At 64.8% G+C, this 22,746-nt stretch carries 22 protein-coding genes; 6 read left to right on the top strand and 16 right to left on the bottom strand.

The genetic code is table 11. The features are described 5' to 3' along the window. Positions 1–257 precede the first annotated feature (257 nt). From J2X57_RS01295 to J2X57_RS01285, 3 genes are read right to left on the bottom strand one after another with little or no spacing between them, the layout of a single operon-like run. A complete protein-coding gene (locus tag J2X57_RS01295; RefSeq protein ID WP_309862833.1) occupies positions 258–605 on the bottom strand; it encodes a nuclear transport factor 2 family protein in 348 nt (115 codons plus the stop codon). A gap of 4 nt (positions 606–609) precedes the next feature. Next, on the bottom strand, positions 610–1,011 hold the full coding sequence (locus tag J2X57_RS01290; protein ID WP_309862830.1) for a VOC family protein: 402 nt from the start codon (positions 1,009–1,011) through the stop codon (positions 610–612). 10 nt (positions 1,012–1,021) lie between these two features. Continuing rightward, positions 1,022–1,765, bottom strand: a complete 744-nt coding sequence (locus J2X57_RS01285) for an SDR family oxidoreductase (RefSeq protein ID WP_036113021.1) — start codon at positions 1,763–1,765, stop codon at positions 1,022–1,024. A 203-nt stretch (positions 1,766–1,968) separates the two neighbouring features. Here J2X57_RS01285 and J2X57_RS01280 point away from each other — a divergent pair, with 203 nt between their 5' ends. Then, a complete protein-coding gene (locus J2X57_RS01280) occupies positions 1,969–2,832 on the top strand; it encodes an AraC family transcriptional regulator (RefSeq protein ID WP_309864343.1) in 864 nt (287 codons plus the stop codon). 274 nt (positions 2,833–3,106) lie between these two features. On the opposite strand, the gene guaA is transcribed toward J2X57_RS01280, so the two are convergent. The 3 genes from guaA to folD all read right to left on the bottom strand — a co-directional run bounded on the left by guaA (position 3,107) and on the right by folD (position 7,203). Further along, positions 3,107–4,663 carry a glutamine-hydrolyzing GMP synthase gene (gene guaA, locus J2X57_RS01275; protein ID WP_309862828.1) on the bottom strand — a complete coding sequence of 519 codons (1,557 nt, stop codon included), beginning with the start codon at positions 4,661–4,663 and terminating at the stop codon, positions 3,107–3,109. A 120-nt stretch (positions 4,664–4,783) separates the two neighbouring features. Next, a complete protein-coding gene (guaB, locus tag J2X57_RS01270) occupies positions 4,784–6,238 on the bottom strand; it encodes an IMP dehydrogenase (RefSeq protein WP_036113016.1) in 1,455 nt (484 codons plus the stop codon). A 110-nt stretch (positions 6,239–6,348) separates the two neighbouring features. Beyond that, entirely contained in the window at positions 6,349–7,203 is an 855-nt protein-coding gene (gene folD, locus J2X57_RS01265) for a bifunctional methylenetetrahydrofolate dehydrogenase/methenyltetrahydrofolate cyclohydrolase FolD (RefSeq protein ID WP_036113013.1), read from the bottom strand. A 65-nt stretch (positions 7,204–7,268) separates the two neighbouring features. Here folD and J2X57_RS01260 point away from each other — a divergent pair, with 65 nt between their 5' ends. After that, positions 7,269–7,835 (top strand): GNAT family N-acetyltransferase, encoded by a 567-nt coding sequence (locus J2X57_RS01260; RefSeq protein ID WP_309862821.1) that lies wholly within the window; start codon positions 7,269–7,271, stop codon positions 7,833–7,835. 53 nt (positions 7,836–7,888) lie between these two features. On the opposite strand, the gene moeB is transcribed toward J2X57_RS01260, so the two are convergent. The 8 genes from moeB to ndk all read right to left on the bottom strand — a co-directional run bounded on the left by moeB (position 7,889) and on the right by ndk (position 15,888). Beyond that, positions 7,889–9,058: a molybdopterin-synthase adenylyltransferase MoeB gene (gene moeB, locus J2X57_RS01255; RefSeq protein WP_309862818.1), complete on the bottom strand. Its 1,170-nt coding sequence runs from the start codon at positions 9,056–9,058 to the stop codon at positions 7,889–7,891. A 26-nt stretch (positions 9,059–9,084) separates the two neighbouring features. After that, on the bottom strand, positions 9,085–10,482 hold the full coding sequence (der, locus tag J2X57_RS01250; protein WP_036113005.1) for a ribosome biogenesis GTPase Der: 1,398 nt from the start codon (positions 10,480–10,482) through the stop codon (positions 9,085–9,087). Positions 10,483–10,505: 23 nt separating this feature from the next. Continuing rightward, the gene (gene bamB, locus J2X57_RS01245; RefSeq protein ID WP_036113002.1) at positions 10,506–11,705 is read right to left on the bottom strand and encodes an outer membrane protein assembly factor BamB; all 1,200 of its coding nucleotides are present in this window, start codon (positions 11,703–11,705) and stop codon (positions 10,506–10,508) included. Continuing rightward, a complete protein-coding gene (locus J2X57_RS01240; RefSeq protein WP_036113000.1) occupies positions 11,702–12,352 on the bottom strand; it encodes a tetratricopeptide repeat protein in 651 nt (216 codons plus the stop codon). Before J2X57_RS01240 ends, bamB begins: the two co-directional genes overlap by 4 nt. A gap of 150 nt (positions 12,353–12,502) precedes the next feature. Next, positions 12,503–13,480: a RodZ domain-containing protein gene (locus J2X57_RS01235; RefSeq protein WP_309862811.1), complete on the bottom strand. Its 978-nt coding sequence runs from the start codon at positions 13,478–13,480 to the stop codon at positions 12,503–12,505. An 89-nt stretch (positions 13,481–13,569) separates the two neighbouring features. Beyond that, on the bottom strand, positions 13,570–14,340 hold the full coding sequence (pilW, locus tag J2X57_RS01230; RefSeq protein ID WP_043694127.1) for a type IV pilus biogenesis/stability protein PilW: 771 nt from the start codon (positions 14,338–14,340) through the stop codon (positions 13,570–13,572). Then, positions 14,330–15,454, bottom strand: coding sequence for a 23S rRNA (adenine(2503)-C(2))-methyltransferase RlmN (gene rlmN, locus J2X57_RS01225; RefSeq protein WP_239709043.1), 1,125 nt, complete (start codon positions 15,452–15,454; stop codon positions 14,330–14,332). The genes pilW and rlmN overlap by 11 nt, the downstream gene beginning before the upstream one ends. Positions 15,455–15,462: 8 nt before the next feature. Further along, the gene (ndk, locus tag J2X57_RS01220; protein ID WP_036112989.1) at positions 15,463–15,888 is read right to left on the bottom strand and encodes a nucleoside-diphosphate kinase; all 426 of its coding nucleotides are present in this window, start codon (positions 15,886–15,888) and stop codon (positions 15,463–15,465) included. A 254-nt stretch (positions 15,889–16,142) separates the two neighbouring features. On the opposite strand from ndk, the gene J2X57_RS01215 reads away from it, so the two are divergent. Genes J2X57_RS01215 through J2X57_RS01205 form a run of 3 tightly spaced genes read left to right on the top strand, consistent with a single transcriptional unit; the run spans position 16,143 to position 20,469 of the window. Then, the gene (locus J2X57_RS01215) at positions 16,143–16,805 is read left to right on the top strand and encodes a TetR/AcrR family transcriptional regulator (RefSeq protein WP_309862804.1); all 663 of its coding nucleotides are present in this window, start codon (positions 16,143–16,145) and stop codon (positions 16,803–16,805) included. A gap of 35 nt (positions 16,806–16,840) precedes the next feature. Beyond that, positions 16,841–19,210 carry a 3-hydroxyacyl-CoA dehydrogenase/enoyl-CoA hydratase family protein gene (locus tag J2X57_RS01210; RefSeq protein WP_309862801.1) on the top strand — a complete coding sequence of 790 codons (2,370 nt, stop codon included), beginning with the start codon at positions 16,841–16,843 and terminating at the stop codon, positions 19,208–19,210. 50 nt (positions 19,211–19,260) lie between these two features. Further along, complete coding sequence (locus J2X57_RS01205) at positions 19,261–20,469, top strand: acetyl-CoA C-acyltransferase (RefSeq protein WP_309862799.1); 1,209 nt, start codon at positions 19,261–19,263, stop codon at positions 20,467–20,469. 23 nt (positions 20,470–20,492) lie between these two features. Here the strand turns inward: J2X57_RS01205 and J2X57_RS01200 are convergent, their stop codons facing one another. Further along, positions 20,493–20,828 carry a tRNA-binding protein gene (locus J2X57_RS01200; protein ID WP_036112977.1) on the bottom strand — a complete coding sequence of 112 codons (336 nt, stop codon included), beginning with the start codon at positions 20,826–20,828 and terminating at the stop codon, positions 20,493–20,495. 1 nt (position 20,829) lies between these two features. Beyond that, positions 20,830–22,155, bottom strand: a complete 1,326-nt coding sequence (locus J2X57_RS01195) for an FAD-binding oxidoreductase (RefSeq protein ID WP_309862795.1) — start codon at positions 22,153–22,155, stop codon at positions 20,830–20,832. A 61-nt stretch (positions 22,156–22,216) separates the two neighbouring features. On the opposite strand from J2X57_RS01195, the gene J2X57_RS01190 reads away from it, so the two are divergent. Continuing rightward, positions 22,217–22,741: a 3-hydroxyanthranilate 3,4-dioxygenase gene (locus tag J2X57_RS01190; protein ID WP_309862792.1), complete on the top strand. Its 525-nt coding sequence runs from the start codon at positions 22,217–22,219 to the stop codon at positions 22,739–22,741. Positions 22,742–22,746 lie beyond the last annotated feature (5 nt).

Raw genomic sequence — 22,746 nt, 5'->3', positions numbered from 1 at the left:
CCACAGTTATCTGATATACGAATATTCGCCATTTATTTGAATTAAAGATAAATTGTATTTATTCGGATATCAGGCCAGTCGCGCGTGTCCCATCTGGAACAGCACGCCGACCAACTCAGCGTGGCTCAGCTGCTGGCATGTTCCACCGCGTCTCCCGCCGGGAATGCGCCTGCGGTGATCTGACCGAAGGTGAAGCATCACGCCTGCAGCTCAGGTGTCGCAAGCGCCGCCCGGCTTGGATCATTCTTCGGGATCGGCTAGTCGAGCGAAGCGTCGATGCGCAGGATCAGTCCCCGGGCGTCGACCGAAATCTCCAACAGGCCGGTCTCGCGACCAAAATCCCCGGTGAAATCGACCCGCACGCGCGCCCGGTTGTCGTCGAGGAACTCGATCGACACGAACTTTGTCACCGTGTGATAGCCGATGAAATACTCTTCGATATAGCGCCGGATGCCAGCGTGGCCGTCGAAGCGATGGCCGGTGGACGGGTCGTCGATCACCGCATCCGCTGTGAACAAGGCCAATGTCTTTTTCACGTCGAAGGCGTTGGTCGCAGCGATGAGGGCATTCGCGATCCTTCGTAGGTTTGCGGTCTGCTGAGTCATCCCATCAGGCCCCGTGTTGCCAGCTCTTGTAGACAAACTCCAGGCTGTAGCCATCCAGGTCCCTGACCTGCGCAGCGTAGTAGCGGGGATCGTAGGGAAGCTGCGGCCCGGGCGCATGGATCTCGGTCGCACCGGCGGCCAGGGCCTTCGCGAAGGCGGCATTCACCACGTCTTCGGAATCCGCAATGAAGCCAATGTGCACGGCACCGGGCGCCGCAACGCCTTGCCGTAGCCAAAACGACATGCGGCCTTTTGCGCCGAAACCCTTCAGGTCGGGATGGCCCACCGGGCCGTCCTTCCCGTCATAGTCGAGCCGGCTGGTGATTCCGAGGATGGGAAGCACTGTCTCGTAGAAGGCAACCGAGCGATCGGTGTCCCCCACGGTAAGAAAGATGTGATCGATCATGGGATGGCCCTCAGACGACGTAGCCGCCGGCGACTTCGATGTTCTGGGCGTTGACCCAGCCACCGTCCACGGTCAGCAGCGACGCGATCGCACGAGCCACTTCTTCTGGCTCGCCCACGCGCCCGAGGGCGGTTTGAGAGGCAAGCAGCGCCTCGAACTCAGTGTTCAGTCCCCCGCCGAGTTCGGTGCGGATGGGTCCCGGCGATACCGAGTTGGCCCGGATGCGGCGTTCGCCGAATTCCTTGGCCATGTAGCGCGTCAGTACCTCCAGGCCCCCCTTGAATGCGGCATAGGGCGCAACGCCCGCAGTGGCCACCCGCGTGGTCGCACTCGTCAGGTTGACGATGCTGGCGCCTTCGCTCAGCAACGGCAGCAACGCCTGAGTGAGGAAGAACGGGCCTTTCAGATGCACGTTCATCAAGCCGTCGAACTGGTCTTCGGTGACGGTTTCGATGGGATTGAACAGACCGTAGCCCGCATTGTTGACCAGGCCGGCCAACTGGCTCACTCCCCATGTGGATACCAGCGCCTGTTCCACTGAGCTTCGAAAGCCTGTAAAGGTGCGGACATCGGCGACATTCAGCGGCAACGCAACCGCCTTGCCTCCCACGACCGCAATGCTGCGAACCACGTCTTCAGCAGCGCCTGAATTCTGGTTGTAGGTGAGGATGACGCCTAATCCGCGCCGCGCGCATTCGACTGCGGTGCTCGCGCCAATGCCCCGGCTTCCGCCGGTGATGACGATGACTCCCATGAATGGCTCCTTGAAATTCGGTACCGATACGATAGGTGCGCGTGGCGTCGCTGGCTCACCCGATCGTGCCTCATTCCTGCCTATTTCTGCTCGATCGCTTGCCGTCAGCCGAAAGTCGAAGTCCAATGGGTGTCATGGAGAACCCATTGACCGAACTGCGGAGCCTTGCCGCTCACGCGCAAAATCGTCGAACCGAGACTGGCATCCCGCGCGTGGCGATGGTTCAGGGAGCCGTTCCGGAACACGAGCTTGCCGCCGTCTACGAGCCCATGGTCAACGTGATCCTGCAGGGTAGTAAGTCCATGACCGTGGGCGGACAGACCCTGCACTATGATCCTGCCACCTATTTCGTCATGTCCGTCGACCTGCCTGCAGCCGGCATCGTGCGCAGCAGCGATTCGGGCGCGCCCTATCTTGCGGTAAGCCTGACGCTCGACCCGTCGCTGCTGGCGGAATTGCTGTCCGATTTGCCCAATGCTGCCGCGGCAAGACGCCGCGAAACGGGCTTCTCGGTCGCTGCCATGACCGTCGAATTGCTGGATGCCTGGGTTCGCATGCTGCGCCTGATGAACCATCCGATGGATATTGCGGCCCTTGCACCCGCGTATGAACGCGAGATCCTTTACCGCGTACTGCAAGGTCCAATGGGCTGGATGCTGCATGACATCGCGACGCCGGACACCGCCCTGGCGCGCATGAACCGGGTCATTCAACGTATCCGCCAGGACTATGCGCGCCCGCTGCGGATGGAAGAACTGGCCGAGGAGGTTGCGATGAGCGTATCGGCCTTCCACCGTCACTTCAAAGCCGTGACAGCGCTAAGTCCGCTGCAGTACCAAAAACAGATTCGCCTGCTGCAGGCGCGCAAGTGGCTGGTTACTGCGGGCTACAGCGTCACCACGGCGGCGCATGAAGTGGGCTACGAGAGTCCGACCCAGTTCAGCCGCGAGTACGCTCGTGAATTTGGATTGCCGCCAGCGAAGGACGTACTGCGTATTCACAACGCAATGCGTAACAAGGACGGCGCCACCAACATCAGGCCTTTGCAGAATGCGGATGCGACCTGACGGTTCGCGGATGGGCGATCTATCTGCAGCCCTCCTGAATGCTCGTGGCCTACGCCTTCCAAGATGGCGACGGTAACGAGAAAGAAGCTGAAGCATTCGCCTCAGCGGCCGAAGATAGTTCTCGACTGGGCAGCAGATTGCGCGCCAGGATCACGCGCTGCGCGGCCTCTGGCAGTCGCTGCATGATCCCGATGTCGAAGCGCCGTGCTAGCCACTCAGCGCCAACATGAAGCGCTGATGGTCCCCTTCCACTCGATCAGTCCGACGGGCCAGCTCACTCCCACTCAATCGTAGCCGGCGGCTTCCCCGAAATATCATAAACGACGCGAGAAATACCACGCAACTCATTGATAATTCTCGTCGAGCACTTATCAAGGAAGTCGTACGGCAAGTGCGCCCAGTGCGCCGTCATGAAGTCGATCGTCTCCACGGCACGCAGCGCGATCACCCACTCGTAAGCCCGGCCGTCACCGACCACGCCCACCGAGCGCACCGGCAGGAACACCGCGAAAGCCTGGCTCACCCGGTCATACAGGCCGTGGCTGCGCAGCTCCTCGATGAAGATCGCATCGGCACGCTGCAGCAGGTCGACGTATTCCGCCTTGACCTCGCCGAGCACGCGCACGCCCAGACCCGGACCCGGGAACGGATGGCGATAGACCATCTCGCGCGGCAGGCCGAGCTCGACGCCGATGCGGCGGACTTCGTCCTTGAACAGCTCGCGCAACGGCTCGACCAGCTTGAGCTTCATGTGCTCCGGCAGGCCGCCGACGTTGTGATGGCTCTTGATGACGTGGGCCTTGCCCGTCTTGCTGCCGGCGGATTCGATGACGTCGGGATAGATCGTGCCCTGGGCCAGCCACTTCACGCCTTCGAGCTTGGCCGACTCTTCGTCGAAGATCTCGATGAACAGGCGGCCGATGACCTTGCGCTTGGCTTCCGGGTCTTCCACGCCAGCCAGCGCGTCGAAATAACGCTGCTTCGCATCCACGCGGATGACATGCACGCCCATGTGCTCGGCCATGGTGGTCATGACCTGGTCGCCTTCCTGGAAACGCAGCAGACCCGTATCGACGAAGACGCACGTCAGCTGGTTGCCGATGGCCTTCTCGAGCAGCGCGGCCACGACGGACGAATCCACACCGCCGCTGAGACCCAGGAGCACGCGATCGCTGCCGACCTGCTCGCGCACGCGGGCGACGGCGTCTTCGATGATGTGTGCGGCGTCCCACAGCGTGGCCGAGCCACAGAGGTCGACGACGAAGCGGCGGAGAAGCTCCATGCCGCGCTTGGTGTGGGTCACTTCCGGGTGGAACTGGACGCCGTAGAAGCGGCGCGTGTCGTCGGCCATGGCGGCCAGCGGCAGGCTGGACGTCGACGCGGTGACCCTGAAACCTTCCGGGATCGCGGTGACGCGGTCGCCGTGCGACATCCATACACCCAGCGCCTCACCGTCCTCGACCACCGTGTCGAACAGCGCGCAGCTGCCGAAGGTGATGGTGGCCGGACCGAACTCGCGATCGTGGCCGGCCTCGACCTTGCCGCCGAGCTGTTCGGCCATGGTCTGCATGCCGTAGCAGATGCCCAGCACCGGCACGCCGAGGTCGAAGACCTGCCGGGGCGCGCGCGGCGAGTTGTCCTCGGTCACCGATTCCGGGCCGCCCGACAGGATGACGCCCTTCGGGTTGAAGCCGGCGATCTCGTCCGGTGCGTGATCCCAGCCCCACACCTCGCAATAGACGCCGATCTCGCGGATGCGGCGGGCGATCAGCTGCGTGTACTGCGAACCGAAGTCGAGGATGAGGATCTTGTCGCTGTGGATATCGGTCATCGTGGCGGCCTGGCAGTATGAAATTTCTGGCGGCCCCGCGCGCTGCGCGTTGGCCTGAAAAAGCAGAACGCCCACTTGCGGCGGGCGTCCTGGGTCACCGGGGTCGAGCGCGTGAGCGCATCAGTCCCGGCGGTAGTTCGGCGCTTCTTTCGTGATCTGGATGTCGTGCGGATGCGCTTCGAGCACACCGGCGCCGGTCACCTTCACGAACTGGGCCTTCTCGTGGATCTCTTCGATCGAGGCCGCGCCCATGTAACCCATGGAGGCACGCAACCCGCCCATCATCTGGTGAATGATGTTGCGCAGGGGACCGCGATACGGCACGCGACCTTCGATGCCTTCCGGCACGAGCTTGTCGGCGTCGGCTTCGTCCTGGAAGTAACGGTCCTTGGAGCCCAGCTGCATGGCGCCGATGGAGCCCATGCCGCGGTAGCTCTTGTAGGAGCGACCCTGGAACAGCTCGACCTCACCCGGGGCTTCTTCGGTACCGGCGAACATCGAGCCGAGCATGACCGAGGACGCGCCGGCGGCCAGTGCCTTGGGGATGTCGCCCGAGTAACGGATGCCCCCGTCGGCGATGAGCGGAATCTCGCCCTTCAGCGCGGTGGCGACCATGTCGATCGAGGTGATCTGCGGCACGCCGATACCGGTGACGATACGGGTGGTGCAGATGGAACCGGGACCCACGCCGACCTTGACCGCGTCGACACCGGCGTCGAGCAGCGCACGCGCCGCCTCACCGGTAACTATGTTGCCGGCGATGACCTGGACCTGCGGGTAATGCTTCTTGACCCAGCCCGCGCGGTCGATGACCGCCTGCGAGTGACCGTGCGCCGTGTCGACCACGACCACGTCCACGCCGGCGTCGACCAGGAGCTCGATGCGACGCTCGGTGTCGCCACCCACACCCACGGCGGCGCCCACGACCAGGCGCTCATGCGAGTCCTTGGCGGCGTTGGGATTGTCGCGGGCTTTCTGGATGTCCTTGACCGTGATCAGACCGCGCAGCTGGAAGCTGTCGTTGACGACCAGGACCTTTTCGATGCGGTTGCGGTGCAGCAGTTCGAGGACTTCGTCGTGCGAGGCACCTTCCTTCACCGTGACCAGGCGATCTTCGCGGGTCATGATGTTGCGCACCGGGTCGTCGTGCTTGCGCTCGAAACGCAGGTCGCGGCTGGTGACGATGCCGACCAGCTTCTCGCCGTCGACCACCGGCACGCCGGAGATGTTGTGCGCGCGGGTCAGGGCCATGACGTCGCCGATCGAGGTGTCCGGACGGACGGTGATCGGGCTGCGGATGACGCCGGCTTCGAACTTCTTGACCAGGCGTACTTCAGCGGCCTGGAGCTCGGCGGTCATGTTCTTGTGGATGATGCCGATGCCGCCGTTCTGGGCCATCGTGATGGCGAGGCGGGCTTCGGTCACGGTGTCCATGGCGGCGGACACGATGGGTATATTCAGGCGCAGGCCGCGCGTGAACCGCGTTGAGGTATCCACATCACGGGGCATAACCGTGGAGTGGCCGGGAACCAGGAACACGTCATCGTAAGTGAGTGCCTCGGCAAGGATGCGCATAGCATTAGTCCCGCGAGTAAATCGCGGCATTATAGCGTGCGTTGCAGCAAAACGACAGCGCGACGAGTCCGCTCCCGCAGGAGCCGGCCATGCTGGCGACCCCCTGCCTCTCAACCGTCGAGAGCCTCCGCCGCCTCCAGCGTGTTCTCCATCAACGTCGCCACCGTCATCGGTCCCACCCCACCCGGCACCGGCGTGATCCATGACGCACGCTCGGCCGCGGGGGCGAATTCCACGTCGCCCACCAGACGCCCGTCCTCCAGGCGATTGATACCTACGTCGATGACCACGGCGCCCGGCTTGATCCATTCCCCCCTGACCAGCCCCGGCTTACCCGCGGCCACGACGAGGATGTCCGCCTGCGCCACGAAGCCTTCGAGATTCTGGGTGAACTTGTGGCAGCAAGTGACTGTACTTCCTGCGATAAGAAGCTCAAGCGCAAGCGGCCGACCGACGTGGTTAGAGACGCCAACGATGACCGCGTGCTCGCCGCGTACCGGGCGATCGGTATGACCCAGCAGCGTCATCACACCCTTGGGCGTGCACGGACGCAGACCGAAACGGCGCAGCGCAAGGCGGCCGACATTGACCGCCTGGAAGCCATCGACATCCTTCATCGGATCGATCCGGTCGACCAGCGCTTCTTCATCGATATGCGCCGGCAGGGGCGACTGTACGAGGATGCCGTGTACCGCCGGATCCGCGTTGAGCTTGTCGATCAGCGCAAAAAGTTCTTCCTGCGACGTTTCGGCCGGAAGGTCGTAGCCGAACGACTTGAAGCCCACCTGCTGACAGGCTTTGCGCTTGTTCCTGACGTAGACCGCAGAGGCCGGGTCTTCGCCGACCAGAACCACGGCGAGTCCAGGTGCGCGATGCCCCTCGGTAACGCGTTTGGCGACACGACGCCCGATATGCTCGAGCAGTTCCTGGGCGATGCGCTTGCCGTCGAGAATACGTGCGGTCATGGGATATCGCCCTGTGGAAACCGGACATTATCCCCTGAGCTTACGACGCTTGCATACTCTCCGGCATGGCCATCGAAACCCTTCCCTACCCAAACGCCCTGACCGATGGGCAGGTCACGCTTCGCCCGCACCGTACCGGCGACATGGAGGCCCTCGCCGAAGCCGTACGCGAGTCCGTCGCGACCGTCGGCCGCTGGCAGGACTGGTGCCATGTGGGATACACACCCATGGACGCGGCGGCATGGATCGCAACCTGCCATAAGGCCTGGCTGATGGGCGAAGGCCATGAGTTCCTCGTGTTCGATGCAGCGACGGACGCACTGCTCGGCGGCATGGGCGTGAACCACCTCAATCGCGAGCACCGTTTTGCCAACCTCGGTTACTGGGTGCGTGAGTCGGCGCAGGGCCGGGGCGTCGCGGCACGGGCGGGCAAGCTCGCGGTCCAGTTCGCCTTCGAGGCCGTGCGGGTCTCGCGGCTGGAAATCGTCGCGGCGCACGACAACGTGCCGAGCCGGAAGACAGCTGAACGCATCGGAGGCATATTCGAAGGAATGCTTCGTAACCGATTGGTGTTACGAAATAAACCTGTCGACGCTGCGATGTATTCCGTCGTGTCCGGGGATCGATTGTGAGCGAGTCTTCCGGCTTTCCGTAAGGATGAAGCCCGCAGCCGACCCGAAACGCCTCAGCCGGCGATCGCGCACATCCGCTCGAGATCCACATAGCCGTCGAAGGACGCCCCGTCTCCGCAACCCGGGCACTGCGGATCGCGCCTCAGCTTCAGCTCGCGGAAACGCATGCCGAGGGCGTCGTAAGTCAGCAATCGTCCGACGAGCGTTTCGCCGACGCCAAGGATCAGCTTCATCGCTTCGGTGGCCTGCACCATGCCCACCAGTCCGGGGAGCACCCCCAGCACACCGGCCTCGCTGCAGTTGGGCGCATCGGCGGCCGCCGGCGGCTCGGGGAACAGGCAGCGATAGCAGGGAGAATCCGCGCGTCGCGGATCGAACACACTCGCCTGGCCGGTGAAGCGCTCGATCGCGGCATAGACCATCGGCAGCCCCAGGCGCCGCGTTGCCGCGGCCAGCAGGTAGCGCGTGGCGAAATTGTCCGCGCCATCGATCACCACATCGTGGCCGCCGATCATCGCTTCGACGTTGTCCGCGCGGAGGCGCTCGACCACGACACGGACATGAATGCGCGGGTTGAGCGCAAGCAGCGTCATCCGGGCCGACTCCGCCTTGCTCATGCCCACGCGCGCGTCCGCATGGACGACCTGGCGATGCAGATTGGATCGCTCGACGCGATCGTCGTCGATCAGGGTTAGATGCCCGACGCCGGCCGCGGCGAGGTAAAGCAACGCCGGAGACCCCAGGCCGCCCGCCCCGATCACGGCCACGCGAGCGTCGGCAAGCCTGGACTGCCCAGCCTCACCGACCTGCGGTAGCAACACCTGTCGGGCGTAACGCTCAGCGGCGTCGCTATCGAGCGCACCCGCAAGCACCGGTAAGCCCGCGACCTTCCACGCCGCCATGCCGCCCGCGACCGAGGACACCCGTGCATAGCCCATGCGCTGCAAGGCCTCGGCGGCGAGCAACGAGCGCTGGCCGCTGCCACAAAGCACGAGGATCTCGCGCTGCCGGTCCGGCTCGATCTGCTCGATGCGCAGCTCAAGAAATCCACGTGAGAGCCCGCTCGCACCGGCCGGCGAGCCCTCGCTGCGCTCGTTGTCCTCACGGACATCGATCAGCAATGCCCCGTCCAGCTGGCGGGACAAGGCATCGGTCGCGGCGATCTCGGGCACCCGCTGGCGCAACTCGGCCAGCCAGCGATCCCTACCCAGGTCTTCGGTCATGCGAGGCACCTCTGCGAGGGCGACGCTTACTTCTCGCGTCGCTTCGCGTTGCGGATCATTTCCCGGCGGCGGCGCTGCTGGCCTTCCGTCAGGACGTTCTTCTTGCCGGCGAACGGGTTCTCACCATCGCGGAAATCGATACGGATGGGTGTGCCTTCCAGCTTGTAACGCTTGCGGAAGAACCCTTCCAGGTAACGGCGGTAAGCCGGCGCAATGTGCTTGGTCCGGCTGCCGTGGATCACGATCGTCGGCGGATTGAATCCGCCCGGATGGGCGTAACGCAGCTTGGGCGCATGCCCGCGCACCAACGGCGGCTGATAGGCCTCGTAAGCCTGCTCGAGCGTCCGGGTCAGTTCGCTGGACGTCAGCACCTTCGTCGCTGCCCCGTGAGCACGGATGACCGCCTTCATGAGTTCGCGCAGGCCGGAGCCGTGCAGCGCGGAGATGAAGACCGTCTTCGCCCACTCGGCGAACTGCAGGCGGCGCTCGAGCGCTTTCTGCGTCTGCTCGCGGGCATAAGAGTCCATGCCGTCCCACTTGTTCACCGCGATGACCAGCGCCCGGCCTTCTTCGATGGCGTGCCCGATGAGGGTCAGGTCCTGGTCGGCGAGATTTTCCCGGGCATCGATCAGAACGACCGTCACCTGCGACGCAGCAATGGACTGCAACGTCTTGATGACGCTGAATTTCTCTACCGCTTCCTCGACGCGTGCACGACGGCGCACGCCGGCGGTATCGATCAGCGTGTAGCGCTTGCCGTCACGCTCCAGCGATACCCGGATCGGATCGCGCGTGGTGCCGGCGAGGTCCGAAACGATGAGACGATCCTCGCCCAGCAGACGATTGATCAACGTGGACTTGCCGGCATTGGGACGACCGACGATCGCCACGCGGATGCCCTGATCTTCGAGCGCGGGGTCGTTATCCCTGTCGTCCGGCAGGTAACCGATGGCTTTGGCCACCAGCACGTCGACGCCGCGGTTGTGCGCAGCGGACATGGGCAGCGTTTCGGCGATGCCGAACGAAGCGAATTCGCCCAGCGCCACGATTTCATCGACGCCGTCGGTCTTGTTGACGACGACGATGACCGGCTTGCCGCTGCGGCGGAGCTCGGTGAGGATGCCGGCATCCAGCGGGAGGACGCCATCGCGGGCATCCACCACGAAGACGAGCAGGTTGGCCTCGCTGATCGCGAGACGAACCTGCTGCGCGGTGAGGCCTTCAATGCCTTCATCACTACCGGACAAGCCGCCGGTATCCACGACAACGAACGGTCGGGGACCGAGACGACAGACACCGTAGTGTCTGTCACGAGTGACGCCGGGCATATCGGCGACAAGAGCGTCCCTGCTACGCGTCAGCGCATTGAAGAGGGTCGACTTACCGACATTGGGACGGCCGACCAAAGCGACGACGGGCAACATGGGAGTTACATCTATCCTGTGGATCAGTTCGTCGCGATGCGGTAGGCGCCGATGTGGCCCTCGACATCTTCAACGAACACGGTGTCACCCACCACGAGGGGCTGGGCACGAATGGCTTTCTTGGACAGGCGCTCACGTGCGGCGATCTTGCCGTCGCCGACCGCCAGCCAGTGGATGTGACCGTCGAGGTCGCCGACCACGGCATAGTTGCCCTGGATCGCCGGCCCGGTCAGCCAGCGGTACTTGAGACCCGCCTGCTTCCAGATGTTGGCGCCGCTGCTCTTGTCGAAGGCGAAAACCTGCGACTGGTCGTCGACGCCGTAGACGGCGTTGTCTTTCACGTCCAGCGAGGTGAACGTCGAGAAGCCGTGGTTCCACAGCGGACGCCCGCTCGGGCCGTCGATCGCGGTAAGGTTGCCATGGTACGCGGCGCCGTAAAGCGTGGTGCCATCGAGGACCAGCGAGCCATCGGCGTCGTTCAGGCGATCGATCTCGGTACGGCCTTCACCACTGGCGAGCGTCTGCTCCCAGAGCTTCTCACCGTTGTCCAGGCGAATGGCGATCAGCTTGCCGGCATCGCTGCCGACGAACACCACGCCGTTGGCGATCAGCAGGCGACCGTTGCCACGCAGGCTGAGGAGCGGCACCTGGGCCTGGTCGAACACCCAGCGGCGCTCGCCATTGCTGGCGTCGATGCCGTAGATGCGACCGTCGTTGCAGCGAACGACGACCAGACCGTTGACGATGACCGGTGCCGTGATGACTTCCGACGACAGCTCGGACGACCAGCGACGCTCGCCGTCCTTCGCGTTGATACCGTACAGATGTCCATCCAGCGTACCGATGGCGACGAGGTCGCCGGCGGCGCCGGGGCCGCCGGAGAAGCGCGCGTCTTCGCGCTTGGCGTCGCCCCAGCCGAACCAGCCGTGCTGGCGGGTGCTCTTGGACCACAGCTTCTTGCCGGTCGACGCCTCGAAGGCGGCGATCTTGCCGTCGGTGCTGGCGGCGTAAAGCACGTTGTCGACGACGGTCGGACGCATACGCACACCGGACTCGGCGGCGCCGTCACCGATGCTGGACTTCCAGAGACGCTCGACCTTGAGGGTCGGCTCGAACTTCTTGTCGAGCGGGGTCGGCGGTTCGACGTTTTCCTTCTTGAACGAATGGCAGCCGGCCAGAACGACCAGCGACGAAGTCAACGCGATTGCCCAAAAACGTTTCATGCACCCTGCTTCCCGGCCACTGCCAGATCATCGAGCTTTGTTTGAACCACACCGCGTTGCGGTGCGCTGTCGCCCATCGCGGCGATCGCCGCCTGATAGGCCTTGCGTGCGTCGTCGTGGCGTCCAAGCTTGACCAGCGCATCGCCGCGGAGTTCCTGCGCGATGGCCACAAACGACTTGCCCGGCATCGCGTCCAGCGCGGTGAGGGCGTCCTGTGGCTTGTTCTGGGCGAACTTGAGTTGTGCGACACGAAGCTGCACGAGTGTCTTGAGCGCGTCGTCCTTGGCATGGGCCACGGCCCAGTCCAGGTCGCCCGAAGCCTTGTCGAGCTGACCGGCCATGACGTTGCGCTGCGCCCGCTCGCCCGCTGCGAAGACGGACCAGGCGGTGTCCGCATAATCCTTCAGCAGCGTTTCGGTGTGGACGTCGATCGCATTGGCGTTGTTCTGCGCCACGGCCGCCTGGAGCGCCGAATATTCGCCGGCCGCCGCCTGCTCGTGACCGGCGCGGTGCGACTTCCACTGCTGCCAGCCGAAGATCAGCACGAGGCCCAGCGCGATGCCGACGGCGATCGAAACGCCGTTCTTGCGCAGCCATTGCTGGACGCGTTCGCCTTGTTCGTAGTCGTCGTATACGTCGAAAGACATGCAATCACCCACTGCGCTCCGCGCAGCACATCCTGAAGGGAACAAGCCCGCACCTGCCATCTGACGATGACGGGGCGGATCAATAGGCAAGGATAACCGAAAAGCGCGGGCCGGCGGCGCCGCGCTGAGACGGAACCACGCTCGCGGCGATCAGTTGGAGACCGGCGTCGCCTTGCCGTCGCGGATATCCACACGGAAACGGGCGACGTTGGCGCGGCGGAACGCGTCGATCTGCACGGCCTGCCCGTCCACCGATGCCTGGGCACCCGTGGCATTGCCGATGCGGACATCCAGAGGGCTGTCGCTGCGGTAGGACTTCTGCGTTCCGGCCGGCAGGATGCCGTACTCCAGACGCGACCCATCGGCGGCCGTCACTTCGACCCAGCTCGCGGACGGCAAGGACAGGGAAAGGCTGTGCGCGCCCTGCCCCTGAGCCTTCGCCGCGTCATCGACGACAGGCGCGGCGGCGGCGGTAGCCAGCGGCGCCCTGGCGGCACCCCTGTCCAGCGGCGGGAACATGGCCATCGACGCCAGCAGCGGTTGCTGGTCCTCGGCGCGGGACTCGGACACGGCCGCCGGCCTGGCGGGGGCGGCATCGCTCGCGAGCGCGGTGGACGAGGCGCCGGCCGGGGCATCCTGCTGAGCGACGGGAGCGGCATCCAGCGGAGCCAGGCGCGGCATGTCGCGATCGAGCGTGCCGCGTACGCCGAGCCACACCATGGGCACGACGATCACCGCGGTCAGCACGACGTACGTGGCGGCGGTCACATAGCGCTCGAGCAGATAGCGCGAATGGGACACCCCACCGGTGACGACGAGCTCCGGCTGGCGCGGGGTCAGGCGCGCGAGCTCGGCCTGAATGGCTTCCGGGTCGACGCCGAGATGGTTGCCGTATTTACTGAGATAGCCGGCCAGATAAACCTGGTAGTCGATACCACCGTACTCGCCCGCTTCGAGCTGGCGCAGCAGGCGCGACGGCAGACGCAACGCCTGACCGCAGGCCTCGATGGTGTAGCCACGCGCCTCCCGGACGGCACGCAGACGGGCTCCGAAGCCCGTGGTGCCAGCGCCGAGGTCGATGAGGACGCGACCGCCCTCGTCAGCGTTCACATCGAGCTGGGGATCCATGGCTTGCTCCGTGTGTGCGTTCGGCGCGAGCCCGGCGAACAGATCCTGTTCGCGATCGTCCCGACCGGAAGAATTCGAAGGTACGGATGTCATTGACGTGCGCTGGCTTCGAGTGAGCGCGCTTGTTCCGAATCCGGGAACTGTGAGCGCAACCGTTTGGCATAGTCCTGGGCAACCTCCCCGTTGCCCAGACGGAGCTCGATATCGCGACCGAGCTTCAACGAATCCGGAGTGGGCCTGGCCAGCGCTTCATAGCGCTGCATGAAGGCCCGTGCCCGGAACGCATCGTTCTTAAGGTACAACAGGTAAGCCATCTGATACAGGGCATCGGCGTTGTTGCCATTACGCTCGAGCGCCCTGCGGAAGTAACCTTCCGCGGCCTCGTAATCGTGAGCCTGGATCTGGCAGGTGCCCGCGTTGGTCATGGCCAGGTCGGGCGTTTCGTAAAACGGATCCGCCAGGGCACGATCGAAGAACGGTTTGGCCTCGCCTGCACGCCCCTGCTTGCACAGGAACACGGCGAGATTGTTGTTCAGCGACCCCTTTTTCGGATCGAACTCGATGGCCTTACGGTAGTGCAGCTCCGCATTGACCGGATCGTTGATCCGCTCGTAAAGCACCGCGATCACCGTGTGGGCGGGCACATATCTGGGATCGAAGCTCAGCGCTTTCTGCAGTTTTTCCATCGCGCCCTGCAGGTTGCCGCTCTCCATGTAGCGCTGACCGAGTTCGGTGTGCACCTGAGCTCCCTTGGCGCGCTCATCCGCCGCCGTGGCGGGCTTAAGGACCGAGCCGTCACCCACGCAGCCGGTGCACGCCCACACGAGCGCCACCAGCATCCCCCACCGCTCAAGCCGCATTCACCACTCCCTCTTCCAGCTTCTTGCGGAATTCCGCCTGACGGCGCGTGCGATCGACCACCTGCCCTTTCAGCTGGCCGCAAGCGGCGTCGATGTCGTCACCACGGGTGCGGCGAAGCATCGTAAGTACACCGGCGTTGAGCAGCTGGGTCTGGAAGTTGCGGATGTCTTCCTGATTGGAGCGCTCGAAGCGCGTTCCCGGGAAAGGATTGAACGGAATGAGGTTGACCTTGTTCGCGCCCGGCAGGCGGCGCATGAACTTGATCAGCTGCCTGGCATGTTCGGGGCGATCGTTGATGCCCTTCATCAGCGTGTATTCGAACGTGATCGAGGTGCGCGGCGCGCGATTGATGTAGCGCTCGCAGGCCGCCATGAGCTCCGCCAGCGGGTAGCGCTTGTTCAGCGGGACCAGCTCGGTGCGCAGCTCGTCATTGGCCGCATGAAGCGAGACGGCCAGCGAGACGTCGCTTTCCGTCGAAAGCTTGTCGATCATCGGAACGAGGCCGGCCGTGGAGAGCGTGACGCGCTTGCTGGCCAGGCCGAAGCCCAGGTCGTCGCGCATCAGACTCATGGCCTTCACCACGTTGTCGAAATTGAGCAGCGGCTCACCCATGCCCATCATCACCACGTTGGTGATGCGGCGTTGCTGGTGAGGCACGTTGCCCAGATGTTTGGCCGCGACCCAGACCTGACCGATGATCTCGGCCGTCGACAGGTTGCGGGAGAAACCCTGCGTTGCCGTGGAACAGAACTGGCAGTTCAGGGCGCAGCCGACCTGCGACGACACGCAAAGCGTGCCGCGGGTCGGCTCCGGGATGTACACGGTCTCGATGGCGTTGCCGCCATCCATACCGAGCAGCCACTTCTGGGTGCCGTCGACCGCGGTCTTTTCGAACGCGGTCTTGGGCGGGCCCACATAGCAGCTGGCGCTGAGCTTTTCACGCAACGCCTTGCCGACATCGGTCATATTCTCGAAATCGCTTTCGAGACGGTGGTAGATCCACTTCATGACCTGTTCGGCGCGATAGGGCTTCTCGCCGAGCTGGGCGAAGAAATCGCGCAGCCCCTGGCGATCGAAATCGAGCAGGTTGACCTTGTCAGCAGGCGTATTCACGGCGTGTCTCAGTGCGAAACGACTTCCGAGTCGTTGAAGAAGTACTTGATCTCGTTCGCGGCGTTCTCGAGCGAGTCCGAACCATGGACCGCGTTGGCGTCGATGGACTCGGCGAAGTCGGCGCGGATCGTGCCCGCGGCGGCTTCCTTCGGATTGGTGGCGCCCATCAGGTCGCGGTTCTTGAGGACCGCGCCTTCGCCTTCCAGGGCCTGGATCATGACCGGGCCGGAGATCATGAAGTCGACCAGGGCGCCGAAGAACGGACGCTCCTTGTGGACGGCGTAGAAGCCTTCGGCCTCTTCGCGGGTCAGCTGCTTCAGCTTCGCGGCAACGATCTTGAGACCGGCCTTTTCGAAGCGGGTCAGGATTTCACCGATGACGTTCTTCTTGACGGCGTCGGGCTTGATGATCGAAAGGGTGCGCTCCAGCGCCATACGTTTGCTCCGGGGAATGGGAAAAGGGTGAACGAGTCTGCCAGCGTCCGCGGGGACGCCCGGTGAAAGTTTGGGGCCAAAGCCGTCAGGAATGACTGACTTAGCTCACGAAATCTTGACAGATTCTAGCTCAATCGCAAGCCGTTTGCAGGCCTCCGGCGTCATGTGCGTTCGCACATTGACCCTTTCGCGGACCCGGGCGTATTCTCAAACGATCGTTTGATTCAAACCTGCCGCCTGCGGAGTCCGCCGACATGACCAGCGCACCCTACGCGTCCCGCGAGCGGACCACCAAGGAACGCATCCTGGGTGCCGCCGAGGCCCTGTTCGCCACGCATGGCTTCGCCGGGGCGTCGCTGCGCCAGGTGACGGCTGCCGCCCGGGTCAATCTGGCCGCGGTCAACTACCACTTCGGTTCGAAGGACAAGCTGATCGAGGAAGTGTTCCGCCGCCGGCTGGACGAGCTGAACAGCCGGCGCCTGGCGGCACTGGCCAGGGTGGCTGGCAAGGCCGGGACGTCCCTGGAGGACATCCTCGACGCCTACATCAGGCCGGCTCTGGACCTGTCCCGGAACGACGGGGGCGGCGCCGCCTTCGTCCGCGTACTGGCCCGGGCCTATGCCGAGCACAACGAGACGCTGCGCCGGTTCCTTTCCGAGAACTACGGCCACGTGCTGCGGCAGTTCGCCGCCGAGTTCGGCCGCCTGCTCCCTGGTCTCGCCAAGGAGGAGATTTACTGGCGCCTCGACATCGTCACCGGCGCGCTGACCTATGCGATGGCCGATTTCGGAATCATCCAGCGCAAGAACGACGTGGACGAACGCGACCACCGGGAGAGCGCCGCCGAGCACCTCATCCGCTTCGCCGCCGCCGGCCTGCGAAGCCCCAACGTTTCGAACTCCACGGCCACGCGCTGACCGTGGACGAATCCCAAGTACCACCGGAGATCATCATGACCGCAACACCGTTACGCATTCGCAAGGCCGCGGTACTCGGCGCCGGCGTCATGGGCGCGCAGATTGCCGCTCACCTGACGAACGCCAACGTTGAAACCGTGCTGTTCGACCTGCCCGCGAAGGAAGGTCCGAAGAGCGGCATCGCCCTCAAGGCGATCGCCAACCTGGCCAAGCTGTCGCCCGCCCCGCTGGCGGAGAAAACGCTTGGCGCCGCGATCATCCCGGCGAACTACGAGGACGATCTGGCCCAGCTGGCCGACGTGGACCTGGTGATCGAAGCGATCGCCGAGCGCATGGACTGGAAGCTCGACCTGTATCAGAAGATCGCCCCGCACGTGTCGAAGACCGCCGTGCTGGCGTCCAACACGTCGGGCCTGTCGATCAACGGGCTGGCCGAGGCGCTGCCCGAAGAGATGCGCCACCGCTTCACGGGTGTGCATTTCTTCAACCCGCCGCGTTACATGCATCTGGTCGAGCTGATCCCGACCAGACTGACCGACACGGGCGTACTGGAAGGCCTCGAAGCCTTTCTGACCACGACGCTGGGCAAGGGCGTCGTCTACGCCAAGGACACCCCGAACTTCATCGGCAACCGCATCGGCGTGTTCTCGATGCTGTCGACCATGCACCACACCGAACAGTTCGGCCTGGGCTTCGACACCGTCGACGCGCTGACCGGCCCGGCCATCGGCCGCCCGAAGAGCGCCACCTTCCGCACCGCGGACGTCGTCGGCCTCGACACACTGGCGCACGTGGTCAAGACCATGGGCGACACGCTCCCGGACGATCCGTGGCACTCGTATTTCCAGCCGCCGGTCTGGCTCAAAGGTCTGATCGACAAGGGCGCGCTCGGCCAGAAGACCGGCGCGGGTTTCTACCGCAAGGCCGGTAAGGACATCGTGGTGCTCGACCTGCAGAAGCAGGACTATCGCCCGTCCGAGCAGAAGGCCTCCGACGAGGTCTCGGCCATTCTGGCAATCAAGGATCCCGCCGAGAAGTTCGCCCGGTTGCGCGCGTCGCAGGATCCGCAGGCCCAGTTCCTCTGGGCGGTGTTCCGCGATCTCTTCCATTACACCGCCTTCCACCTGGCCGATATCGCCGAGACGGCGCGTGACGTCGATTTCGCCATCCGCTGGGGTTACGGCTGGAAGCTCGGTCCCTTCGAGCTCTGGCAGGCCGCCGGCTGGCAGCAGATCGCCGGCTGGATCGCCGAAGACATCGCCGCCGGCAAGACCATGAGCAGCGCACCCCTGCCCGCCTGGGTCACCGACGGTCGGGCCGGCGTGCACGGCAAGGCCGGCTCGTACTCGGCCAGTGCCAACGCGGAGAAGCCGCGTTCCTCGCACCCGGTCTACGCGCGCCAGGCCTTCCCGGATCCGATCCTGGGCGAGAAATTCGACCAGGGCACCACGGTCTGGGAGAACGACGGCGTGCGCCTGTGGCACTCGGGCGACGACATCGGCGTGATCTCGTTCAAGACCAAGATGCATACGGTCAACGATCACGTGCTCGACGGCATCCAGCATGCGATCGGCCTGGCGGAGCAGCAGTTTCGCGGCGTCGTGCTGTGGCAGCCGTCCGAGCCGTTCTCGGCCGGTGCGGACCTCAAGGGCGCGCTGGGCCTCCTGCAAGCCGGCAAGCTGGCTCAGTTCGAAGCCATGGTGGCGAACTTCCAGGCCACCAGCATGCGCATCAAGTATTCGCTGGTGCCGGTGATCGCGGCCGTTCGCGGCCTGGCCCTCGGTGGAGGCTGCGAGTTCCAGATGCATTCGGCGCGTACGGTCGCGGCGCTGGAAAGCTATATCGGTCTGGTCGAAGCCGGCGTGGGCCTGCTGCCCGCTGGCGGTGGCCTGAAGGAGTTCGCCGTGCGCGCCGCGCAGGCCAACCCGGAAGACCCGTTCGAGTTCCTGAAGAAGATTTTCGAGACCGTGGCGATGGCCAAGGTCTCGACCAGCGCACTCGAAGCCAAATCCATGGGTCTCCTGCGCAAGGACGACATCGTGGTCTTCAATTCGTACGAGGTGCTGCACGTGGCCAAGGCCCAGGCGGTCGCCCTGGCCGAGTCCGGCTATCGCCCGCCCATGCCCGGCCGCGCCATCCCGGTCGGCGGCGACGTCGCCACGGCCACGTTCAAAGCCTCGCTCGCGAATCTCGCCGAAGGCTATTTCGCCTCGCCGCATGACATCGACATCGCCAGCCGCATCGCCGACACCCTGGCGGGCGGCAAGATCGAGCGTGGCTCGCTGGTCGATGAGACGTGGCTGCTCGCGCTCGAGCGTCGCCACTTCGTCGAACTGGCACAGACCGAAAAGACCCAGGCCCGCATCGCGCACACGATGACGACGGGGAAGCCGCTGCGTAACTGACGCGCTTCGCGCTCTTACGCATCCGACTTCACCACTTAAAGGAACCAATCATGAGCAAGCAAGTGCAAGACGCGTACATCGTCGCCGCCACCCGCACCCCGGTGGGCAAGGCGCCGCGCGGCGTGTTCCGCAATACCCGCCCCGACGACCTGCTCGCGCATGTCATCCGCGCCGTCATCGAGCAGGCCCCGGGCATCGACCCCGCCCTGATCGCCGACGCCGTCATCGGCAACGCGATGCCGGAAGCCGAGCAAGGCATGAACGTCGCACGCATCGGCGTGCTGCTGGCGGGCCTGCCGGAGCAGGTCCCGGGCGTCACCATCAACCGCTTCTGCTCGTCCGGCGTGCAGGCCATCGCGATGGCGGCCGACCGCATCCGCCTGGGCGAGGCCGACCTGATGCTCGCCGGCGGTACCGAGTCGATGAGCATGGTGCCGATGATGGGCAACAAGATCGCCATGAATCCGGCGATCTTCGACAACGACGAAAACCGCGCCATCGCGTTCGGCATGGGCATCACGGCCGAGAAGGTCGCCGAGCGCTGGAAGGTCAGCCGCGAGGATCAGGATCGCTTCGCCCTGCAGTCGCACGAGCGTGCCTTCGCGGCGATCGCCGCCGGTGAGTTCAGGGACGAGATCACCCCGTTCCAGCTCGACGACCGCTACCCCGACCTGAAGAACCACAGCGTTCGCGAAGACCGTCGCGTCATCGACACCGACGAAGGTCCGCGCAAGGACACGACGCTGGAGGTCCTCGGCAAGCTGCGTCCGGTGTTCCGCAACGGCCAGTTCGGCGGCTCGGTCACCGCGGGCAACTCCTCGCAGATGTCCGACGGTGCCGGCGCCCTGCTGATCGCCAGCGAGAAGGCGATCAAGGACCACGGTCTGACCCCGCTTGCGCGCTTCGTCGGTTTCTCCGTTGCCGGTGTGGCGCCCGAAGTCATGGGCATCGGCCCGAAGGAAGCGATTCCCAAGGCACTCAAGCAGACCGGCATCACCCAGGATCAGCTCGACTGGATCGAACTGAACGAGGCCTTCGCGGCGCAGGCGCTCGCGGTCATCCGCGATCTCGGCCTCGATCCGTTGAAGGTCAATCCGCTGGGCGGCGCCATCGCGCTGGGCCACCCGCTGGGCGCTACCGGCGCCATCCGCGCCGCCACGCTGATCCACGGCCTCCGCCGCCGGAAACAGAAATACGGCATGGTGACGATGTGCATCGGCACGGGCATGGGTGCCGCCGGCATCTTCGAATCGCTGTGAGGTGAGGCGGTGTCCGGCGGGGATCAGGCCAGCCTGGCCCCGTTCGGCACCGCCCGCTCCGTCGTCGTGATCACCACGCCCTCATCGGTATGAAATCCGGTCAACAGGAACTGCGACCGGAACGGCCCGATCTGCTTCTCGGGGAAATTGATCACCCCGACGATCTGCTTGCCCACCAGCTCCTCGGCCGCATAGATCGCGGCGACCTGCGCACTGGTCTTTCGTTCGCCGTGCGGACCGAAGTCCGCCCAGATCTTGTAGGCCGGGCGCCGTGCCTCGGGAAAGGCCTCCGCGCGCACGATGGTGCCTGCGACGAGCATGACCTTCTCGAAGTCGGCCCAGCTGATTTCCTCGCTCATGTCATCCTTCCAGTCGCGACTTGAACCAGTCGCGGAATTCATGATTCCAGTACGTCCCCTGAGCCGCAAGATAACCGAACGGGCGATGCACGGGATCCAGACCGAAGTCCGCGTAGGCCGCGAGGGACGTGTCTCCGCCGGCGATCGCATCGGCCAGCGCTTCGCCCGCCGCGCAGGTTGGTGCCAGCCCATGGCCTCCGAATGCCTGTGCGTACCAGAGTCCGTTGCCGTGAGTGCCGACCTGGGGCATCTCATGGCGTGCATAGCTCATCAGGCCCGACCAGGCTTTCTCGATCCGCGCATCTTTCAGGGACGGGAAGACGCGTGCCAGATCGCGCCTGAGCAATCGCTGCACGGCGCGCGGCGACCGGTCGCGCACCGAGATGCGACCGCCCCAGAGCAGCCGCGTGTCCGTCAGGGGACGGTAATAATCGAAGGCGAAGCGTGTGTCGTAGATCGCCGCGCGCGTCCGCAGGCACGCACCCAGGCTTTCGCCCAGCGGCTCCGTCACCATCACATACGTCGCAATGGGAAGCACGGCGCGGTCTATGTCGCGATCCAGCCCGGCCAGATAGCCGCCGCAGGCCAGGACGACGTTCGGCGTTTCGATTTCCGCATCGCCCACGCGCAGCGTCCAGCGTGGTCCGCGACGCTCAAGCATGCGCACCCGCGATCCCTCGTGGATGGTGACTCCTGCGCTCTCGGCGGCGCGCGCCAGCCCGCGCGCATAAGCCAGCGGGTCGATGTGCAGGGCGTTCCGCTCGTACAGACCATCGTGATAGCGAGCACTGTGAACGAACTCGTGCATGGCGTTCGCGGGTATCCACTGCCAGTCGGCCCCGTACTCCCGCGCGAGCAGTTCCTGGCGCGCACGCAGCAGGCCGGCATCGCGGAACCAGTTCGCCCAGACCACCCCGGCGTCGACCATGTCGCAGTCGATGGCGAGGGTGGAGATGCGCTCGCGAATGAGGTTCACGGCATCCACCGTGCGGCCGTAGAGCTGTCTTGCACGGCCGGGGCCGGCACGTTCCAGCAGCGCGCGCTCACCCAGTGAGTAACCGGCGAAGACGAAGCCGCCGTTGCGGCCGGACGCGCCGAAGCCGATGGTCTCGGCATCGAGCAGCACGATGTCGCGCACGCCCCGTGCGGCGAGACCGAGGACGGTATTCAGCCCGGCGAAGCCGCCGCCAACGACCACGACGGCCGCCTCGCGCCTGCCTTGCGGCGGCGGCCGGCGTTCGGGTGTGGGGACCCGGTCGTGGTACCACGACGGCATGGGTGGCGATCCGGTGACGAAAGAGCGCAGTTGTACGACAGTGCGGGCCACGACGGGAAGTACCCGAAGTCACCGGAGTATGATCCGGTGACTTCTCATACGACGCCCGGCCATGAGTCTGCTCCCCCCGATCGACCTTCAGCGATGGATCGACGACAACCGCGCGCTGCTCAAGCCGCCTGTCGGCAACAAATGCATCGTCGATGGCGATTTCATCATCATGATCGTCGGTGGCCCGAACGCGCGCACCGATTACCACTACGACGAGGGCCCGGAGTTCTTCTATCAGCTCGAAGGCGAGATGGTCCTGAAAGTGCAGGACGAAGGTCGGGCACGCGACATACCGATCCGTGCCGGCGAAGTCTTCTACCTGCCCGCGAGAGTCCCGCATTCACCGCAACGCATGCTCGATTCGGTAGGCCTCGTCGTCGAGCGGCGGCGGCTGGCGGGTGAACGGGACGGATTGATGTGGTTCTGCGAAAACTGCAACCACAAGCTGTTCGAGACCTATTTCCCGCTGGACAGCATCGAGAACGACTTCCCGCCCGTCTTCGAGCGCTTCTACCGGTCGGTCGAGGCGCGCACGTGCACCGAGTGCGGCACCCTGCATCCGGCACCGGCGAAATATAAGGACTGAGGCAC

This window comes from Luteibacter sp. 1214 (assembly GCF_031455395.1).
GTDB classification, from domain to species: domain Bacteria; phylum Pseudomonadota; class Gammaproteobacteria; order Xanthomonadales; family Rhodanobacteraceae; genus Luteibacter; species Luteibacter mycovicinus.
Note: the sequence above shows the minus strand (reverse complement) of the source record. Positions and strands in the feature narration are given on the sequence as shown.

Bases quoted from the DNA above. Each gene is read 5' to 3' on its own strand.
- J2X57_RS01295 (WP_309862833.1), bottom strand. From the start codon at position 605: ATGACTCAGCAGACCGCAAACCTACGAAGGATCGCGAATGCCCTCATC.
- J2X57_RS01290 (WP_309862830.1), bottom strand. From the start codon at position 1,011: ATGATCGATCACATCTTTCTTACCGTGGGGGACACCGATCGCTCGGTT.
- J2X57_RS01285 (WP_036113021.1), bottom strand. From the start codon at position 1,765: ATGGGAGTCATCGTCATCACCGGCGGAAGCCGGGGCATTGGCGCGAGC.
- guaA (WP_309862828.1), bottom strand. From the start codon at position 4,663: ATGACCGATATCCACAGCGACAAGATCCTCATCCTCGACTTCGGTTCG.
- guaB (WP_036113016.1), bottom strand. From the start codon at position 6,238: ATGCGCATCCTTGCCGAGGCACTCACTTACGATGACGTGTTCCTGGTT.
- folD (WP_036113013.1), bottom strand. From the start codon at position 7,203: ATGACCGCACGTATTCTCGACGGCAAGCGCATCGCCCAGGAACTGCTC.
- J2X57_RS01260 (WP_309862821.1), top strand. From the start codon at position 7,269: ATGGCCATCGAAACCCTTCCCTACCCAAACGCCCTGACCGATGGGCAG.
- moeB (WP_309862818.1), bottom strand. From the start codon at position 9,058: ATGACCGAAGACCTGGGTAGGGATCGCTGGCTGGCCGAGTTGCGCCAG.
- der (WP_036113005.1), bottom strand. From the start codon at position 10,482: ATGTTGCCCGTCGTCGCTTTGGTCGGCCGTCCCAATGTCGGTAAGTCG.
- bamB (WP_036113002.1), bottom strand. From the start codon at position 11,705: ATGAAACGTTTTTGGGCAATCGCGTTGACTTCGTCGCTGGTCGTTCTG.
- J2X57_RS01240 (WP_036113000.1), bottom strand. From the start codon at position 12,352: ATGTCTTTCGACGTATACGACGACTACGAACAAGGCGAACGCGTCCAG.
- J2X57_RS01235 (WP_309862811.1), bottom strand. From the start codon at position 13,480: ATGGATCCCCAGCTCGATGTGAACGCTGACGAGGGCGGTCGCGTCCTC.
- pilW (WP_043694127.1), bottom strand. From the start codon at position 14,340: ATGCGGCTTGAGCGGTGGGGGATGCTGGTGGCGCTCGTGTGGGCGTGC.
- ndk (WP_036112989.1), bottom strand. From the start codon at position 15,888: ATGGCGCTGGAGCGCACCCTTTCGATCATCAAGCCCGACGCCGTCAAG.
- J2X57_RS01215 (WP_309862804.1), top strand. From the start codon at position 16,143: ATGACCAGCGCACCCTACGCGTCCCGCGAGCGGACCACCAAGGAACGC.
- J2X57_RS01210 (WP_309862801.1), top strand. From the start codon at position 16,841: ATGACCGCAACACCGTTACGCATTCGCAAGGCCGCGGTACTCGGCGCC.
- J2X57_RS01205 (WP_309862799.1), top strand. From the start codon at position 19,261: ATGAGCAAGCAAGTGCAAGACGCGTACATCGTCGCCGCCACCCGCACC.
- J2X57_RS01200 (WP_036112977.1), bottom strand. From the start codon at position 20,828: ATGAGCGAGGAAATCAGCTGGGCCGACTTCGAGAAGGTCATGCTCGTC.
- J2X57_RS01190 (WP_309862792.1), top strand. From the start codon at position 22,217: ATGAGTCTGCTCCCCCCGATCGACCTTCAGCGATGGATCGACGACAAC.